Below are 16,931 nucleotides of genomic sequence, written 5' to 3' on the forward strand. Positions count from 1 at the left end.
GCGTGGCAATGGGGTTTCGCTTCAAAGGCATTAGGCCCGGTGAACCTGGTGCGGGCCCAGGTGGAACCTGTCACCGGTACACTCGGCCAGGTGACGCGGTTTGCCTTCTTGCTCCATCCGCTGACGGCACGGCAGGCCGCAAGGAAGTATGCCTGGGCCCGCTGGATGCCCGAGGGGTGGATCGAGCGGTTCCTAAGGATGACGAAACCCACTTACGTCAGCCACATCACCGGGGTGAAGTCGATCACCGGAGTCGAGACCGAAGGCTGGTTCTTCGGAGTCCCCCTGACCCCGCGAATGATGACGGGCAGCGTGCCCGTTGAGGAGAGCTATGCGCTCATCGTCGAAGCCGCCCGCATGGCGGCGGACGTAGGGGCGGAGATCATGGGCCTCGGCGCGTTCACGAGTGTGGTGGGCGACGGGGGTATCACGATCGCCGAACGGAGCCCCATCGCGATCACGACCGGGAACAGCTACACGGTCGCGACGGCGATAGAAGGAACTCTTGAGGCGTGCCGCAAGGTCGGGGTGCAGCCCTGCGAGGCGACGCTGGCCGTGGTCGGCGCGACCGGTTCGATCGGCAACGCCTGCGCGCGCGTCCTCGCCCCAAACTTCGCCAAGACGTGGCTGGTGGGGCGCGACGAGGCGCGGACCCAGGCGGTCGCGGACCAGATCCCAGGCTCGCACGCGACGGTAGACCTCGACGTCCTGCGGCACGCTGACGCGGTCGTCACCGTGACCAGTGCGGGAGGCGCGATCGTGGAGCCGCACCACTTGAAGTCGGGCGCGGTGGTCTGTGACGTCAGCCGCCCCCGGGACGTGAGCGTGAAAGTCGCCGAGAAGCGACCGGACGTTCTCGTCATCGAAGGCGGCGTGGTGAAAGTGCCGGGCGCGGTCGACTTCGGCTTCGACTTTGGCTTCCCGAAAGGCACGGCCTATGCCTGCATGTCCGAGACGATGATGCTTGCGCTGGAGGGCAGGGCCGAAAGCTACACGGTCGGCAAAGAAGTGCAGGTGGAAAAGGTCGAGGAGACCCGGCGGTGGGCCACGAAGCACGGATTCCAACTTGCCGGCTTCCGGAGTTTCGAGCGCGAGGTGGACGAAGAGACGATCTCCCGGATCCGCGCGATCCACGCCAAGGCTGGCTAAGCGCTTATGGTGGAAGTCCAAAGTCTCGGCCGCGCCTTCGAAGGGCGATGGGTGCTTCGAGAAATCGACTTCGCGGTCGAACCTGGGCAGGTGCTCGTGATCATGGGTTCAAGCGGAGGCGGGAAGACGACCTTGCTGCGTTGCATCGCGGCCCTGCTCGATCCGTCCGAGGGCGACGTCCTCGTCGATGGGCGGAGCGCGAAGCGCGAGCCAGAAGCGGTGCGCTCGGCCATCGGCATGGTCTTCCAGTACGCCGCCCTCTTCGACTTTTTGAACGTTTCGGAGAACATCCTCTTCGGGGTCAGACGACGGCGGCGGCTCAGTTCGGGCGAGGCCAAGTCGCTCGTGGCGGACCGGCTGGCCGAAGTCGGGCTCTCGGGGACGGAGGCGATGATGCCGTCGGAACTCAGTGGCGGCATGCGCAAGAGGGTCGGCTTGGCCCGCGCGCTCGCCATGGACCCGCAGGTCTTGCTCTACGACGAACCCACCAGCGGCCTCGACCCCGTGACCGCGTATTCGATCGACCAACTCATCGTAGAGACTCGGGACAGGACCGGAGCGACCAGCATCGTCGTCAGCCACGACGTGAGCTCCGTGATGCGGGTGGCCGACCGAATCGCCTTCTTGGAGAAGGGAAGCCTGGTCTTCATGGGCACGCCCGACGAGTTCCGCAACGCAGAGAACCGGGCGATTAAGGACCTGGTCCAGAAGGCTAGGGCCGAATCCCTAGACACTTTCCACCCCGGGCCGGCCGTATGAACTCTGTCGAGCGAGTTTCGTCGTAACCAGCGAGGCCCTTGGCCAACTACGGACTTACGTTCATGAAAAACAAACTTTACGGCGCGCTCCTCGCCGCCATCGTGCTCGCCTTTGGCACGACCGCCTTCGCTCAAAAGGCCGGACCGAAGGGCGGCGCTCCCCAGATGGGCGGCCCGGGCGGTGGCCGCATGATGATGGGCGGCAAGATGCAGGAGGCCCACAAGAAGGTGCTTGGCGAGCTTGGCCTGAACGCCAATCAGAAGACCAAGATCACGCAGCTCGACCAGAAGCGCGAGAACGAACTGAAGGCCCTTCGAGGCAAGGCGGGCAAGCCCGGTCAGCCCGCTTCGCAGTCCGATCGTGAAGCAATGCGCGGCAAGATGCAAAAGATCCAGGCGGACTATCAGGCCGGCATGAAGGCCACTCTGACCCCCGCGCAGTTCACCAAATACGAGGCGCGGATGAAAGAAGAGATGGCTAAGCTCCGCGCCCAGCGCGAAAAGGAAGGCGGCCGACAGGGTGGCGCAAAGGCGGGCGGCGGCAAGCCGGCCGGTAAAGGCAAGCCCTGAACCTTGAGAGTCGCTTCTTACGCTTGACCGCGGGACCATCGCCGGGAGGATTCCTCCCGGCGGTGTCTTTTTGGGGCCTCCGGGTCACGACGTGAGGCTCAGGTACAGCCCCCATTCGGGGCTGTCGTCGGGGTCGTCGCAGACACGGTCGCCAACGATCTGTGCGCCCAGGCGCTGGTAAAGCCGATGGGCCGCGTGGAAGCGCTTGTCGCTCCAAATCTCCATGGCGGTTCGGCCCCGTTCCACGGCCTCGGAGATGACCGTGCGGCTGAGGGCCTCGCCGATTCCTTTGCCGCGCGCCGCGGGGCGGACGTAGACACGGACGATCTCGCAATCTGTGGTCGCGACCCGGACGGTGCCTTCGACGACGATCGTGCCGCCCCGGTCACCGGGGAGCGGCTCGAAAACGGCCAGTCCAGCGCAACCGACGACCTCGCCGTCAACTTCCGCGACCCAAAACCCGTTCTCGGGAAAGCCGTACTCCTCCTCGATCGTGAAGAGGTCGGCGTGGTACTCCTCCTCGTCCCAGGTCAGGGAGTACTCATCGTAGACGACTCGCACCGTCTCGACGACCGCGGGCGTGTCTCCTGGGCGGAAGGGGCGGATCAGCACGCCCGGGAAGATACCGCGCCTCCCGCAACCGAACCCAGCTCTCGGAAGGGCGAGTCGCCGCCCCCCGGAGGGAATGGATGCCGCCAAAGCGCTCAGGGCGCGGGGAACCTGGAATGTTTCCAGGGTCGGCACGGCCCGGAGTAAGATGCGCACGTCCGCAGGCACTCGCAAATGTGGCAAGGTTCGATCAATGTCCGGCTCTTCGGGAGGCTCACGGTCGCCGTGGGCGAGACCGAGACCAGCCGTTTCCGGACCGAGAAGACGGCCGCGTTGCTGGGCTACCTCGCCTATCACCTGGGAAGGCCCGTCACGCGGGAGTCGCTCATCGACATGCTCTGGCCGGACTCGTTCGGCGAGCAGGGACGGCAGAGCCTCCGCACCGCACTAAGCTCGCTCCGCAAGCTCTTGGACTCGCCTGACGGCAACGGCCTCCAAGCGGACCGGGACTCGGTCTGCCTGAACCCCGACCTCGTTTCCACGGATGTCCGCCAGTTCGAACGCCTCCTGGAGGCGGCGGCCGGGGAAACCGACGCTGGAGTCCGGGTGCGCCAAAGGGAATCCGCCCTCCAGTTGGTCCAGGGGCCGCTGCTGCAGGGCCAAGACGAGGACTGGATCATTCCCCAGCTGCTAAAACTGGAGGAGCAGTGGGTGGAGGCCACGCTCGGCCTCGTCGCCGACTACCGCCGCCTCGAAAACCTTTCCTCCGCGGTGATGGCGGTGAAGCGGACCATTGCGGTCGCCCCGCTTCGGGAAGACCTCCACGTCGCCCTCATCAAGCTCTATGGCGAGGAGGGGAGAAGCGCCGAGGCGCTCCGCCAGTTCGAGGAGCTCGAGCGGCTTCTGGACTCGCAGTGGGGAGAGGCTCCGTCCGCCGCCGCGGTCCAAGCCTTGGAGGCCTCCGAGCGCGACGGGGACGTCGAAGAGCAGATCCAAGCCGTGAAGAAGCGGCTCGCCGCTTCGATCCGTGAGGCTCCAGGCCAAGCGGAGCCTGCCGGGCCGCCCTCGCACGCCTCGAGGGCCAACTTGCCGGCAGAGCTCTCGAAGTTCTTCAACCGCGTGGACGAGATCGCGAGGATCGTGGACCTGCTCTCGCCGGAATCGACCGACCCGGGGCGGCTGCTGACGGTCGTCGGGTTCGGCGGCTGCGGCAAGACGCGGCTCTCGATCCGGGTCGCATCCGTGTTGGCGGAGGCTTATGGTGGGCGGGTCTGGTTCGTGCCGTTGGCCTCGCTCCGCGACCCTGGCTTGCTGCCGTACACGGTCGGCTCCGTGCTGATCGGCAACCAGGCGCAACAGGGCGACCCTTGGGTCAGCATCCGAAACACTCTCGCGGGCGGCCCTTCTCTCCTCGTCTTGGACAACTATGAGCAAGTCGCCGAAGGAGGCGCCCCTTTCGTCCAAGACTTGCTTTCTGCATCGAGCGACGTGCGGATCCTCGTCACTTCAAGGACCCGGTTGCATGTCGAGGGAGAAAGGCTCTTTAACCTAAACCCGCTCGTGACCCCAAGCGTTGCGGCGAGCCTCGCCCAGATCTCCCAGAACGACAGCCTGCGCCTCTTTGTCGACCGGGCCAAGGCGGTCCGGCAGGACTTCGAACTCACTGTTGACAATGTCCGGCCCGTCGCCGAGATTTGCGCGCGGCTCGATGGCCTGCCGCTCGCCCTCGAACTGGCGGCGGGCCGAGTCGGACTGGCCAGCCCCGCGCAGATCGTCGGGCAGCTCGCCCACCGTCTGGACGCCTTCGCCACCAAGCGCCACGGTCCGGACGGACGCCACCGAAACCTGCGCGCCTGCATCGAGTGGAGCTATGACCTGCTACACGACGAGACGCGCCCCGGCTTCGCCGCCATGAGCGTCTTTCGGAACGGGGCCGCGCTTGAGGCCATTGCCGCCGTCACGGGGACGCCCGGGCCGGAGACCCTGCTCGAGGAGCTTGTCGAGGACTCGCTGCTCCAGGCGGTCGAGACGCCGGTTGGAATGAGGTTCCTGATGCTGGAGACCGTGCGCGAGTTCGCCCGCGAGCGACTCACCGAACTCGGACAGGACAGGGCACTGAACGCCCACGCCGCCTATTTCGCGGCCCTGATCGAGGAGGCGGTGCCGAAGCTGAACAGCCCGGACCAGAAGGAATGGGCGGCCAAGTGCGCTCCCGAGCTGGACAATTTTCGCGCCGTCTGCGACCGTGCCATGCGAGGCGCGGTCGCGGTCGAATACGGCCTCCGCGTGGTGGGCAGCATCCCGCAATTGGTGATGCTGAGCTCGAGCGCAGGCGAGTGGGCAGAGCGCTGCCGCGCGCTCCTTGCGGCCGCACCGGAGGCGGACGTCACCTTGAAGGCGAAAGCCTGGGGGGCGCTCGGCATCTACTCGACGTTCCAGATGCGTCTGCCGGAAGCCATCGAGGCGACCCGCAAAGCCTACGAGTACTGGCGACAGACCGACGATCGAGTCCGCACCGCCGGCACCCTGTGCAACCTGGGCAACATCCTTCTTAGCGCGGGCCGCTTGGACGAAGCGGAGGAAGCGTTCAAGCAGGTCGTGCTCGAGAACCATGAGTTGAAGAACCCGCGCCTTGAAGTCATCGCGCGCGTCAACCTCGGCCGTTTCTGCGATTTTGCCGGCGACCTCGCGTCCGCCGAGGACCACTATCGGACGGCCGAGCCGCTCGCCGAGGAAGTCGGCGACCGCCGCCTGCAAAGCATCCTGCTGGAGCACCGCGCCCTCATCGCGATAGCGGAGAAGCGCCTCGAGGACGCCGACGCCCTGCTGCACGAGTCGCAACGGATCAATTCCGACATCGCCTATTCCCGAGGGACGGCCTTCAACCACCTCAACTTCGGCTCGCTTGCCGCCCTCCGCGAAGACTGGGACGAAGCCTGGCGTCAGACCCTCGATGGGATCGAGGCCCTTTGGGCGGGGCAGTGGTTCGACGGCGCGGACTCGGCCGTGGCCCATGTCGCCTGCTTGGCGGCGGCCGTCGGAGACTTCGTGGGCTTTGCCCGGCTGGCCGGCTACTTCTCCGAGCGCGACTCGCCCCCGCTGGTCACCACCAGCATGCGCAGACCCTTCGAAGAGGCCGTGGCCACCGCGTCCGGCGCGCTGGGCAACGCGGCCTATAAGGCGGCGACCAGCACCGGCAGCAGATGGTCGAACGAGCAAGCGGTCGAATTCGCCCTCGGCCTTTGCCGCGACCGCGCCGCGCCAAAGTCCTAAGCAGGCCGATTCACTGGCTTCATAATCCGAGGCTCTGGACCGTTAGCTCAGTTGGTAGAGCAGCTGACTCTTAATCAGCGGGTCGTAGGTTCGAGCCCTACACGGTCCACCAAGATCTATGCCCGGCTCCGGGCTACGCTCCTAACCAAGCAAAGCTTTGCGCAGGTGTTTAAGGGCGGTGTGGCGTTCTTGGCGGATGCGGAGTGTGCCTTCAGCGAGGAGGGCGGAGAACGCATGGCGGTCGTCCTTGATGCGCGAGAGGGAGTCGAGCACGCCTTGGGCGTCGTCGAGCGCATGGCAAGGCAGGGTGTAGCGCAGGAGCTCGTGCAGGCCGCGAGTCTTGTGCGTTCCAGAGGGGAGCGAAACGAACGGCGTGCCGACCGTCGCCGCCTGGATCGCGGTGTGGTAGCGACCGCCGACGAGCGCGAAGGACTGCGCGAGCAGAGCACTCACGTCGCGATAGCCGATGCCTGGCTTCGGCCTCAGGGGAGGGAGACCGCCCACCTTGGCCACAACTGATTCCATCTCGACCGCGACGCTCGGGTTCCAGGTCAGCGCACACACTTGGAGCCCATTGTCGCGGGCAAAGGCGGCGGCTGCCTCCATCGGGGGGCTTTGGTGGAGTCCCGAGTGCCCACCCGAACCGGTCAGGCACAGAAGCGGCCCGAGGACCTCCCCAGCGACCAACTCGGCCAGCGGCATTTCGCTTGGCTCGGTGCGGAACGCGGAATCCGCGAAGAGGAACGCCTCCGAAAAGCCGAGCTCCCGCATGTACGCGAGCGAAGCGGGCTCTCGGAGCGCGACCATGCGGAACTTCGCATAGGTCGCCCGCATTGCGGGCTCGAAGCCCGGGGCCGCGGAAAAGACGGACTGGTTGAGGCTCAAGACGGGCTTCCCCATCTCTGCGGCGAGCCAAGGCAAGAGCAACAGCCGCGAGCCTTCGAAGAAGTTCAGCCCGGTCATGGTGCCCTCGGCCATGAAGACGACGACGTCTGCCTGCCTGAGCCGCGAAAGGAGCGCCTCGCCATAGATCGCTTGGCCCGCGAGGGTGACGAGCCCGGGGCTCCCGCGTCCGGCCAACGAGCGGCGCAACCAGGGGTCGAGCAGGCGGACCCGCCTGTCGGCGGCGACCTTCTCCCCCAGCGGGACGAAGTGGAACTCTACGGGGGCTTCGCCGAGAGCTTCGCGCAGATCGTCCAGCAGTCCGAAACTGGTGGCTTGGCACCCCCAGTTCGGGCGGTCGCCGGTCCAGTTAAGGATGGAGATCCGCATCGGGCGCACACGCAGATGTTAGAAGACGGGCGGCAGCGGCCGCTTGCCGAGGGGCAAATGGTGTGCGGCCCTAACTCGGTCGCGAGCTACGGTGCTTCGGTTTCTCGGCATCAACGCGAGTCTAGCCCAGCCGCGCGCCCCTCACCCTCTCCCCCGGAGGGGCGAGGGGGCTCCGGATTCCTCAGCAACTCGACTAGTTTCTGCGGTTTAGAGCGGCTTTTGGCACGGTCGTTGGCATGGCCTTGTCACAGATCGGCCGCAGATGAGCAATAGGCCGGTACCAAAGCGACCAAGCCAAGGGTCGTAAGCAACTTAGAAACCACCCCACAATCACCTCAGGCGGGCCGTCTTCCCGACGGACCCGCCTCTCTTTGGTCAGAAGTCTGCTTCCTTCCAGCCGTCCTGGCCCCGGACGGAGATCGCGGCGACCAAGAGCATCATCTCGTCGGTCGTCTGCTCGCCCCAATGCAACGTCTTAGGCGGATCGTTCGGATTGTTCGGGTTTCCGGCTGAATTGTCGTAGACCGCCTCGACCACGATCTTCGAGCCCTTGTCGATGTCCAGGGGGCTTCGGAGCTGGTACATCAGCTGCCAGTTGAAGTCCCACGCGGGGATGTCGATGAGCGGAAGCTCCGAGCCGTCCGGCTTGACCAGGGTCGCCCGCATGGATTTTCCGGTGAGGTGCATGTGCGGCATCAGGGAGTAGAGGCGCACGTCGGCGGGGATCGGGATTGTCTGCTTCACCCTGTGGTCCGATTCGCCGGCTGGGATGCGGATCAGGGGGTTGGCGAGCCAAGCGATCTTGACCGAGTTCTGCACCTTGCCCTTGTTGAAGTAGAGCGCGACCTTCGTGAGGTCTTTCTCGGGTTTGCCGCTCTTGTTGTAGTGGACCTGGAGCACGATGTCCGTCCCCGGTTTCAAGAGGAAGCCGGCGTCCTCTGGGAAGCGTGAGGGGACGAGGCCGGGCGCCCACCCGCCAAGCGAGTTGTCCGGCTGGACGCCAATGCCCCCGCCGGACGTCTTATAGCCGCCGGATCGACCTGCCGCAGCCATCTTCCTCGCGCGGCCGCTGGAATCGAGGAAGGCTATCACGTGATGGACGACGCGCCGGTTGCCGGGCTGCACGTCCATCGCCTGGATCCAGACCGGCTTCTTAATGTCCGGCGTGATGACGAAGTTCCAGTATTCATCGCGGCCGTCTGGGCCAAGGTCGAAGCTCTCCGGCATCGAGACCACCATGTCCGGCTTGCCCAGCGCCCAGTCGCTCTTGAAAGTGGGCGGCTTCGGCGCCTTCTTCGGGTCGCCTTGCGGCGCGCCCGCCTGCGCCCATTGCCGAAGGACGGCGACCTCGCGGTCGGAAAGGCGGTTTTCTTGTTTGAACTCGCCGACGCCCGGCGCGGCCTTCCATGGTGGCATGGTGCCCTTGCCGGTGACCTCGGCGATCATGTTCGACCAGTTCTTCGCGTTCTGGTAGCCGACCATCGAAAACGGCCCGACCTGCCCTGGGCGGTGGCAGGTGACGCAATGGTCGTTCAGGATCGCGGCGACATGTTCAGAGTAGTTGACTTCCTTCAAGGTCGGGACAGGCGGGCCAGGATCCATGATGCAGCCGACGGGCTTTGTCTCCGCCACTGTTGGGCTCTTGCCGTTGGCCACCGCGAGCAACGCTTCGCGCAGATAGGGTCTGCGGACGGCGTCGGCGTATTTGGAATCGTCGATCGCGCCCCGGTAGAGCAGGGCCCCGTCCGCCGACCGAACGACGACGGTCGGGACGATCTCGACTTTATTGGCCCGGGCCTTCTCTCCGCCTAAGTCCAATTCGGCGGAGAAGGAGTAGTTCCGCTCGCGGACATAGGCTTCGACCTTACTCCGACTGTCGGCCGCGTTCGGAAAATACGAAGCGAACTGGACCCCTTTCGGCTTGAACTCCTCGACGAGGCTGTTGATCCGCGGCGTATAAGCGGCCGCGACCGGGCACTCGGTGCTGAGGTAGAAGGTAACAATCGCCGTCGGATTCTTCGGCTGCTTGGCCCCGACCATGCCAAAGGCGAAGAGGCCGAGCGCGCCGGCCACCGGCAGAAATCGAAGGATTGGGTTCATAGTGCTCAACACCAGGGTCAGACGCGCCCAGTCAAAGGAGTTTACAAGGGAATGGCGAAAACGGTTCTTGTCACGGGCTCTTCGAAAGGGATCGGGCGGGCGGTGGCGCTGCGCTTGGCAGAAGACGGATGGCGGGTGGCCCTGCACTTCGGGGCCGATCAGGCGGGCGCAAACGAGACGGCCCGGCAGCTTGGCGAGGCCTGCGCGGGCATGGTGCAGGCGGACCTCTCGAATCCTGCGGAGGTCGGGCAGATCGTGCCCGAGGCGGTTCGCCTGGCCGGTTCGCTCGAAGCCCTTGTGAACAACGCTGGAGAGTATGTGAAGCTGGACTTTCTCGGTTCGAGCCAGGAGGAGTTCGACGCGGCGTGGCGACGGGCGATGCAGGTGAACTTCTTCGCGCCGGTGGCGCTCGTCCGGGCGGCCGCGCAGCACTTTCTGGAGCGGGGAAGCGGCGCCGTCGTCAACGTGGCGAGCCGGGTTGGGCACCGCGGTGAAGCAGGCGCCTCTCCATATTCGGCGTCAAAGTCGGCCCTTCTCAATTTGACGAGGGCGCTTGCCGTCGAGCATGCAAAGCTCGGCGTGCGGCACTTTGCGATCGCCCCGGGCTGGGTCGAGACGGCGATGGCACGCGAGGGGATGGAGACCCGCCTGCCCGAAATCCTGCGCGACATCCCGCTCGGGCGCATGGCGAGCCCGGCTGATTGCGCGGCGGCGGTGGCTTTTCTCTTGCGCGACGAAGCCGCCTACCTCAGCGGCATCGTCCTCGACATCAACGGCGCCAGCTACTTGCGCTGAGGGGTACCGGGCCGGGCACCGCCCTTCTCGGTACCCTGGTGAGATGCTTGTGGCAGCCCTGCTCCTTGGGCAGATCGTCGCCTCCCCTCTGCAGCGGGCGACTTTGCCAAACGGGGCGCGGGTCAGCGTCGAGGGCACGGGTTCTGGCGACGCGGTGGTCGTGCTCGCTGTGGGAGCGGGGGCCGCCCCCGATACGCCCGAGACCCACGGCTTCCGCCACCTTTGGGAGCACCTTGTCGCCAAGCGGATCGGACCCGGAATAGAGGCGGCGGGGGGACGGCTCATCGCCGAGACCACCCGCGACGCGACTTTCTTCACCATCCTGATCGACCCCGACAAGCTTTCTGTCGCTTGGGAGAGCGTCTCCCGCGTGGCCGCCGGACTTCCCCTCGGCCCAGGGGAAGTGGAGAGGGAGGTCGGCATTATCGGACACGAATACGCGCTTCGCTCGGAGTACGACAAAGCTTCGGCCGAGGCATGGGCCGTTTATGGAGACCGAGGGTTGGACGGTTACGGTCCCGAAGGGACGATCAAGGGTGCGGACGCGGACGCCCTCCTTAGGCTCCACGAGCGGTCGATGGTCGGCTCGAACATCGCTCTGGCCGCTGTCGGAGACTTCGACACGGGCTCCGCCCTCGCGAGCGCGCGAAGCGCGCTCCAGGGAATCCGGGAGGGCGAGGCCAGGTTCCAACCCAGGCCCGTGGCGGAAGGAGAGGGCCGTTCGCGCACAGGAAGGGCGGCTTGGACGGCCGCGCCTTCCATCGAGGAGCCTGCGGGGCTGGCGCTACTCGGCGTAGGGCTCGTGCTGGCCCAAGACGGATCGGGGGGGCTGGTCGTCATGCCGAGCCCCACCGCCGGAATGGTGACAGTGGCCACCGCTTCTCTCATGAAGCCCGTCGCCGAGGCAGACCGGCCTTTGGTGCGGCAGCGCGCCCGCAACCTCGCCGCCCGTTATTGGCAGCGGCTCGCCACCGATCAAGTCGAACTCGCGAAGGCGCGTGCCCTTTGGGGTTTGGCGGGACGCAGCTTCAACCCGATGGAAAGGGCGGCGTGGGCGGAGCGGCTAGACGATTCGTTGCTTGACGAGGCGATCGGCCGGTGGAACCTGGCAATCGAAGGGGGCTCGCGGTGACGGCGGCGCTCGCGCTGCTGGCGCTGGTCGGCCCCAGCCTTGGGCTTAAGGTGCTCGAAGCGCCGGAAGAATCGCCGAACGTCGTCGTGCAGGCCGTCGTGCGCGCGGCACCGCTGGAAACGGGATACAAGCGCGCGGTCTGGCGCGTGCTGGCCGAAGCGCTCTGGGAAGGCACAAGCCAATTCACGACGGAGAAGATGCGCAGCTATGGCCAGCAAGCGGGCGTCCCCATGCTCATCAACCCGGGCGACGGCTTCATCAGGATCCAGATCGTCGAGCCGGAGAACGGTTACGACGTGGCCGCGCAGATCCTGGAATCGCTCGTCGAAGAGGCTCGCCTGAGCGACGAAGGGATCGCCAAGGCCAAGGAGCGGCTGCAAAGCCGCATCACCGATCCGTGGGTTAAGGCGGTCAACGGGCCGCAGCCGGACGTCTCGGCGGTGAAACCTGAGGCCGTCCGCGAGTTGTACCGCCTCTCCTTCCAGCCCGCCAACCTTCTCGTCGTGGTCGCCGGAGCGTTCGAGCCCGGCGCGCCGGCCAAGGACTTGGGTCGCAGGTTCCCGGCGAGGCCCGCGCCTCGGCCGGAGCGCTGGCGCGAGGCCGAGTCCAGGCTCGTCGCCCCCGATCTGGAATCGCACGAGATCCGCCTCGGGGAGCCCGGCGACATCGGGCCGAACGGGTTCGTGGCGGCCTATGCGCTGGGCACCGGGCAGGGATCGCTCTTGCACGAAGTGCTGCGCGAGGACATGGGACGGAGCTACCGGCAAGAGGCCGTGCTCTGGCCGACCGCGCAGGGATTCTCGCTCCGCCTTGTCTGGGCAGGCCCGGCGAAGGGCGGGGAGGTCTTGGAGGCGCTCCGCGCCAAGAGGTTCCCGGTCGAGGCGACAATCGCCAGGGCGCTCAACCTTGCGGAGGCGTCGCTGCGCTTCGAAGGGAGGCTGAGCCCCGTCTGGCTGGACGCGCGCTCGCCTTGGAGCGGGGGGCTTGCCGACCGGGCCGCGTTGCTCGCCCTGAGTTCGCTCGGGTCACAGCCGAAGCCGATCCAAATCGAGGTGCTCCGGAGCGCGGGGCCGGGGGGCGAAGACATCGAGGGCGCCTTGCAGCGCGCCAAAGTCGTGCGTTAAATCTCGAAGTCTTTGTCGACCGGCGGCGTCGGGCGTTCAAATTTTTTCTGTTCGACGCGGCCCGCGGCCTGGCCCGCGTCCAAGATCGACCAGATCCACGCGATCGCACTGATCCCCAGGGGCAGCAGGACAAGCGGCTCGAATCCCGGCCCGCGGCCGGTGAAGAGGGTCGTCAGACCCTTCATCCCGTTCGGCACCAGGAACGCAAGGATCCAGCCGACGAGCCAGACGCCCATAAAAGCCGCGCCCTTCGCGCGCAAGCCGTTGACGATCTGGCCCAGGCCGGGGACCAAGAAACTGAGCACGACCGAGGCCTTGCCGCTCGCATAGGTGCCCTCCCCGCTCCCCAGGAGCAGGGCGGGGTTGAGGGCGGTCTCGATGGCGAGCACGGTCTCGCCGTACTTGCGCTCCGCGCTCGCGTTGGTGGCGTCGAGCTCCACCGCCTGCCTATACGCCTCACGGGCTTTGCGGGTCTGACGCTGTTCTAGGTAGACGTCGCCCAGGGCTTCGTTCGCAGGAGACGAGTGTGGCGCGAGTTGGACCGCCTCCAAGACGAGCCTCTCGGACAGATCCGCCTGGCCCCTCACTTTGGCAAGGTTCGCCTGGCGCAAAAGGTCTTCGACCCGGAGCCGCTGTTCTTCCGTGAGCTCGCGGGGGGCCTCTGCTACGGCATCAGGTTCGGATCGTTCTGCATCGTCCGCCATAGCGTCTCCAGATCGTAGAACTGTCGCTTCTCCTCCAGCATCACGTGCAGGACCACGTCGCCAAAATCGTAAAGGATCCACCCGCCCGCTTTCGGGCCGGTGGTGGAACGGAGGGCACGCTCGCCGATCGCCCTCATCTTTTCCTCCACCTTTTCGGCGATGGAGTTCGCGTGGGTGTCCGATGTGCCCGAGCAGACGACGAAGAAGTCGGCGACAGACGTCTTCGCGCGGACGTCGATGACCTCGATGTCCACCGCCTTGATGTCGTCCGCGAATTCGCGGATGCGGTCGGCTTTCTCTTGCGAGTTCAATGGTCGTTCAGTCGAGATAGAGTCCCTCTCGCTCAATGTACTCCCGAAGGGCGGCGGTGAGCCACCTATCGGTAGGCCGTCCCCTCGCGACGTCCTCCCTGATCTTAGACGAGGAAACCGGGTGGTTTGGCATTTCGACGACGTCGACGACCCTGCGCCACTCACGGTCGAGCTCGTTGAGGACGCCTTCTAAGCGCGTCCCGGTGCGGGCGACCACGGCGACTCGGCAGAGCCGCAGGAGCTTGGCCGGCTCTCTCCATTGGGGCAGCGACGCGAGGGCGTCCGCCCCCATAACGAACCAGTAGTCGCCAGGGCGCGAGTAGGTGAGCTCCTCCATCGTTTCTAGAGCGTAGCTCGGCCCCTTGCGGGTGAGTTCGATGTCGCTCACCGCGAGCCAGGGCCGCTCGTGGGCGAGCAATCCGCACATGGCGAAACGCTGGGCGCCCGTGGCTGCAGGCTGCCGCCGTTTCAGCGGGTTCTGGTAACCGGGTACCAGCAACACCTCGTCCAGCTGCAAGGCATCGTGGGCCGCTTCCGCCAACGCCACGTGCCCCAGGTGGGGCGGGTCGAACGTTCCTCCTAAGACGCCGTAACGCATTACCAATCCATGAAGGCGAACTCGTAGTTGCCGATTTTCACCGTGTCGTTCTCTTCGATACCCATGTCGCGCAGTTTCTGGACGACGCCGATCCGCTCTAGTTTGCGGTGGAGATACCGGACGGCCTCGCTGTTGCCGAGGTTCGTCATGGCGACGAGCCGCTCGATCCGTTTGCCCGTCACGATGTACTCGCCGTTCTCCACCAGCACGCCCCAGTCTCCGGGGGTGCGCTCGACCGCGACGGGACGAAGCACGACTTCGGGCTGCTCGCCCTCGCTCTCCTTCAGCAGGGCCAGCGCGCGAAAGAGCATCGGTTCGAGGCCTTGGTTCGTCGCCGCCGAGGCCAGGAATGTTTCGACTTCAATGCCTCTGAACGGCTCGGCCGCCGCTTCGACCATCTCGGGCGTTCCCAAGTCCGTCTTGTTCAAGACAAGCAGACGGGGGCGCTCGGCCAGTGCCGGGGAATACCGTTGCAGCTCGTGTTCCACCGTCTTATAGTTCGTGAAGGGGTCGGTCTCGTCGATGGGGAAGAGGTCGACGACGTGGATCAGCACCCTGGTGCGCTCGACGTGCTTCAGGAACTGGTGGCCTAGGCCGACGCCCTCGCTGGCGCCCTCGATGAGGCCGGGCATGTCTGCCATTACGAACGTCTCGTCGCCGACGCTGACCACGCCCAGGTTCGGGACGATGGTGGTGAAGGGGTAGGCGCCGATCTTCGGTTTGGCCGCAGAGCAGGCTGAGATCAGCGTGCTCTTGCCCGCATTGGGGAGTCCGACCAAGCCAACGTCCGCGAGGAGTTTCATCTCCAGCTTGACCTGGACGGCTTCGCCAGGGGCGCCCTTTTCGGCGAAGGTCGGTGCTTGGCGGACGCTGCTCGTATAGTGCAAGTTGCCCCGGCCCCCGCGCCCGCCCCGGGCGACCACGAACGACATGCCGTGCGCCACAAGGTCCACAAGGGGCTCTTCGTCGCCGACTTCCGTCACCTGGGTGCCGATCGGGACGCGCACCGTAATGGACTTTCCGTTCTTGCCCGCCTTGTTGTTGACCGCGTGCGTACCGTGGTCGGCGCGGTAGTGGTCCTTGAGCTTGAACTCGTACAGCGTGCGCATCCCACGCTCGGCCTTCAGGATGATGTCGCCGCCCTTGCCGCCATCGGCTCCGTTCGGCCCGCCGCGGGGGACGTGCTTCTCCCGGTGGAAGCTGGCGGCCCCGTTCCCGCCACGTCCGGATTCAAACGTGACGACCGCCTCGTCGATGAAGCCGCTCATTTCTCCTGCTTACCCGGTTCTTCCGGCAACATTCCGGGAATCACGTGGACGGTGATGCGGCGGGAGTCGAAATCGATGTCGCGGACGAACTCGTTGACGGCGGGGATCATGACCTCGCCGATCCGAAGGACGTCGTGGGCGGGGAAGGGCATCACCTCGTCCAGCGGCCCGATTTCAAGGCCTTCGGTGGTGACGACGGTCATCCCGACCAAGTCGCGCGCCAGGAACTCGTCTTCGTCAAGTTCGGGGCGGTCCTCCTCGGGCACGCCAAGATACTTCCACTTGAGGGCCTCGGCCGCCTCCATGTTGTCGACGCCTTCCAGCTTCATGCGGGCTTGGCCTTTGTGCCAGTTCAGAGAAAGGACTTTGCGCGGCTCGCCGTCGAGGAGCAAGGTCTCTCCCGGCTCGAACCGCTCGGTGAAGTCGGTGAGGACGTTGACGCGCAGGCCGCCCTTGACGCCGTGGGTGCCGACGATCTGGCCGACGGCTACGATCTCCGGCTCTGGACCGTCCGGTTTCACTCGGTGACGACTTTTACGACCGTCCGCTGCTTGGCTTTGGCCCCGGCGGCGCTCACCAGTTGGCGGATGCAGGTGATGACCCGGCCGTCCTTCCCGATCACGCGGCCGACGTCGTTCGGCGCGACGCTGACCAGGTAGATGGTGGCGCCCCGGTCGGCAGACTGCTGCACCGAGACCGAGTCCGGCTCAAGAACGGTGAGTTCGACGAGGCGCTGGACGAAATCGCTTAGGCTCATTCGGCGGGAGTTTCCTCAGCGGTCTCTTCGGCGGGGGCTTCCGCGGAGGGCTCGGGAGCGGCCTCGGCGGCGGGCTCCGGCGCGGCTTCGGCGACCGGCTCAGATTCAGGAGCGGCGGTCGGTTCCGGCGCTGCCTCGGCGGCTGGCTCATCGGCCGCCGCGACCGTGGCGGAAGTGGTCGGGGCCACGCGCTTGTCCAGGAACTTGTAGTCCTTCTTGGAGTCCGGCCGCTGCTGGAAGAACTCGTCGAGCACGCCCTGCTTCTTGAGCAGGTAGGCGACGGTCTCCGTCGGCTGGGCACCGGTCATGAGCCAGTGCAGGGCCCGCGGCCCCTTGATTTCGATCTGCTTGGGCTGGGTGATCGGGTTATAGGTGCCCAAGACCTCGATAAAACTCCCGTTTCTGCCCGCGGTGCTCTTGGCGACCACGATACGGTAGTAGGGCCTGTGTTTGTTGCCCATTCGGCGCAGACGAATCTTGACCATAGCTTCTGTGAGTGACGGACTATACCCGCCCCACGTGGGATTGAAATAGGCTAGGGCATACCTGCCCCAGACAATTGTGGCTCGCG

At 65.9% G+C, this 16,931-nt stretch carries 17 protein-coding genes and 1 tRNA gene; 8 read left to right on the forward strand and 10 right to left on the reverse strand.

Annotation, left to right across the window (positions count from 1 at the left end; translation table 11 throughout):
* Positions 1–90: 90 nt before the first annotated feature.
* The 3 genes from KF733_07585 to KF733_07595 all read left to right on the forward strand — a co-directional run bounded on the left by KF733_07585 (position 91) and on the right by KF733_07595 (position 2,477).
* Positions 91–1,149 carry a hypothetical protein gene (locus tag KF733_07585; GenBank protein QYK54866.1) on the forward strand — a complete coding sequence of 353 codons (1,059 nt, stop codon included), beginning with the start codon at positions 91–93 and terminating at the stop codon, positions 1,147–1,149.
* 6 nt (positions 1,150–1,155) lie between these two features.
* Positions 1,156–1,908: an ATP-binding cassette domain-containing protein gene (locus tag KF733_07590; protein QYK54867.1), complete on the forward strand. Its 753-nt coding sequence runs from the start codon at positions 1,156–1,158 to the stop codon at positions 1,906–1,908.
* A gap of 62 nt (positions 1,909–1,970) precedes the next feature.
* Positions 1,971–2,477: a hypothetical protein gene (locus KF733_07595; protein QYK54868.1), complete on the forward strand. Its 507-nt coding sequence runs from the start codon at positions 1,971–1,973 to the stop codon at positions 2,475–2,477.
* An 84-nt stretch (positions 2,478–2,561) separates the two neighbouring features.
* On the opposite strand, the gene KF733_07600 is transcribed toward KF733_07595, so the two are convergent.
* A complete protein-coding gene (locus KF733_07600; GenBank protein ID QYK54869.1) occupies positions 2,562–3,242 on the reverse strand; it encodes a GNAT family N-acetyltransferase in 681 nt (226 codons plus the stop codon).
* A gap of 18 nt (positions 3,243–3,260) precedes the next feature.
* On the opposite strand from KF733_07600, the gene KF733_07605 reads away from it, so the two are divergent.
* Together KF733_07605 and KF733_07610 are read left to right on the forward strand one after the other, a co-directional pair.
* The gene (locus KF733_07605) at positions 3,261–6,299 is read left to right on the forward strand and encodes a tetratricopeptide repeat protein (GenBank protein QYK54870.1); all 3,039 of its coding nucleotides are present in this window, start codon (positions 3,261–3,263) and stop codon (positions 6,297–6,299) included.
* A gap of 36 nt (positions 6,300–6,335) precedes the next feature.
* Positions 6,336–6,411, forward strand: a tRNA-Lys gene (locus KF733_07610).
* Between the two features lie 29 nt (positions 6,412–6,440).
* Here the strand turns inward: KF733_07610 and KF733_07615 are convergent.
* Positions 6,441–7,580: a polysaccharide pyruvyl transferase family protein gene (locus KF733_07615; protein QYK54871.1), complete on the reverse strand. Its 1,140-nt coding sequence runs from the start codon at positions 7,578–7,580 to the stop codon at positions 6,441–6,443.
* A 366-nt stretch (positions 7,581–7,946) separates the two neighbouring features.
* Positions 7,947–9,671: a redoxin domain-containing protein gene (locus tag KF733_07620; protein QYK54872.1), complete on the reverse strand. Its 1,725-nt coding sequence runs from the start codon at positions 9,669–9,671 to the stop codon at positions 7,947–7,949.
* Positions 9,672–9,722: 51 nt separating this feature from the next.
* Here KF733_07620 and KF733_07625 point away from each other — a divergent pair, with 51 nt between their 5' ends.
* The 3 genes from KF733_07625 to KF733_07635 are packed head-to-tail and all read left to right on the forward strand — an operon-like array spanning position 9,723 to position 12,722.
* Positions 9,723–10,466 (forward strand): SDR family oxidoreductase, encoded by a 744-nt coding sequence (locus KF733_07625; GenBank protein ID QYK54873.1) that lies wholly within the window; start codon positions 9,723–9,725, stop codon positions 10,464–10,466.
* A gap of 43 nt (positions 10,467–10,509) precedes the next feature.
* A complete protein-coding gene (locus KF733_07630; GenBank protein ID QYK54874.1) occupies positions 10,510–11,598 on the forward strand; it encodes an insulinase family protein in 1,089 nt (362 codons plus the stop codon).
* The gene (locus tag KF733_07635) at positions 11,595–12,722 is read left to right on the forward strand and encodes an insulinase family protein (GenBank protein QYK54875.1); all 1,128 of its coding nucleotides are present in this window, start codon (positions 11,595–11,597) and stop codon (positions 12,720–12,722) included. Before KF733_07630 ends, KF733_07635 begins: the two co-directional genes overlap by 4 nt.
* Here the strand turns inward: KF733_07635 and KF733_07640 are convergent.
* From KF733_07640 to rpsP, 7 genes are read right to left on the reverse strand one after another with little or no spacing between them, the layout of a single operon-like run.
* Entirely contained in the window at positions 12,719–13,426 is a 708-nt protein-coding gene (locus tag KF733_07640; protein QYK54876.1) for a tetratricopeptide repeat protein, read from the reverse strand. The genes KF733_07635 and KF733_07640 overlap by 4 nt on opposite strands.
* A complete protein-coding gene (rsfS, locus tag KF733_07645) occupies positions 13,387–13,737 on the reverse strand; it encodes a ribosome silencing factor (protein QYK54877.1) in 351 nt (116 codons plus the stop codon). The genes KF733_07640 and rsfS overlap by 40 nt, the downstream gene beginning before the upstream one ends.
* Positions 13,738–13,744: 7 nt before the next feature.
* Positions 13,745–14,335 carry a nicotinate (nicotinamide) nucleotide adenylyltransferase gene (gene nadD / locus KF733_07650; GenBank protein ID QYK54878.1) on the reverse strand — a complete coding sequence of 197 codons (591 nt, stop codon included), beginning with the start codon at positions 14,333–14,335 and terminating at the stop codon, positions 13,745–13,747.
* Positions 14,335–15,603, reverse strand: coding sequence for a GTPase ObgE (gene obgE, locus KF733_07655; protein QYK54879.1), 1,269 nt, complete (start codon positions 15,601–15,603; stop codon positions 14,335–14,337). The genes nadD and obgE overlap by 1 nt, the downstream gene beginning before the upstream one ends.
* Positions 15,600–16,124: a 16S rRNA processing protein RimM gene (gene rimM / locus KF733_07660; protein QYK54880.1), complete on the reverse strand. Its 525-nt coding sequence runs from the start codon at positions 16,122–16,124 to the stop codon at positions 15,600–15,602. Before rimM ends, obgE begins: the two co-directional genes overlap by 4 nt.
* Entirely contained in the window at positions 16,121–16,360 is a 240-nt protein-coding gene (locus tag KF733_07665; GenBank protein ID QYK54881.1) for a KH domain-containing protein, read from the reverse strand. Before KF733_07665 ends, rimM begins: the two co-directional genes overlap by 4 nt.
* Positions 16,357–16,845, reverse strand: coding sequence for a 30S ribosomal protein S16 (gene rpsP, locus KF733_07670; GenBank protein QYK54882.1), 489 nt, complete (start codon positions 16,843–16,845; stop codon positions 16,357–16,359). The genes KF733_07665 and rpsP overlap by 4 nt, the downstream gene beginning before the upstream one ends.
* Between the last annotated feature and the right edge of the window lie 86 nt (positions 16,846–16,931).

This window comes from Fimbriimonadaceae bacterium, assembly GCA_019454125.1.
In the GTDB taxonomy this organism is placed as follows: Bacteria; Armatimonadota; Fimbriimonadia; order Fimbriimonadales; family Fimbriimonadaceae; genus JALHNM01.

Bases quoted from the DNA above. Each gene is read 5' to 3' on its own strand.
- KF733_07665 (QYK54881.1), bottom strand. From the start codon at position 16,360: ATGAGCCTAAGCGATTTCGTCCAGCGCCTCGTCGAACTCACCGTTCTT.
- KF733_07630 (QYK54874.1), top strand. From the start codon at position 10,510: ATGCTTGTGGCAGCCCTGCTCCTTGGGCAGATCGTCGCCTCCCCTCTG.
- KF733_07640 (QYK54876.1), bottom strand. From the start codon at position 13,426: ATGGCGGACGATGCAGAACGATCCGAACCTGATGCCGTAGCAGAGGCC.
- KF733_07620 (QYK54872.1), bottom strand. From the start codon at position 9,671: ATGAACCCAATCCTTCGATTTCTGCCGGTGGCCGGCGCGCTCGGCCTC.
- KF733_07595 (QYK54868.1), top strand. From the start codon at position 1,971: ATGAAAAACAAACTTTACGGCGCGCTCCTCGCCGCCATCGTGCTCGCC.
- KF733_07605 (QYK54870.1), top strand. From the start codon at position 3,261: ATGTGGCAAGGTTCGATCAATGTCCGGCTCTTCGGGAGGCTCACGGTC.
- KF733_07625 (QYK54873.1), top strand. From the start codon at position 9,723: ATGGCGAAAACGGTTCTTGTCACGGGCTCTTCGAAAGGGATCGGGCGG.
- obgE (QYK54879.1), bottom strand. From the start codon at position 15,603: ATGAGCGGCTTCATCGACGAGGCGGTCGTCACGTTTGAATCCGGACGT.
- nadD (QYK54878.1), bottom strand. From the start codon at position 14,335: ATGCGTTACGGCGTCTTAGGAGGAACGTTCGACCCGCCCCACCTGGGG.
- KF733_07590 (QYK54867.1), top strand. From the start codon at position 1,156: ATGGTGGAAGTCCAAAGTCTCGGCCGCGCCTTCGAAGGGCGATGGGTG.
- rpsP (QYK54882.1), bottom strand. From the start codon at position 16,845: ATGGTCAAGATTCGTCTGCGCCGAATGGGCAACAAACACAGGCCCTAC.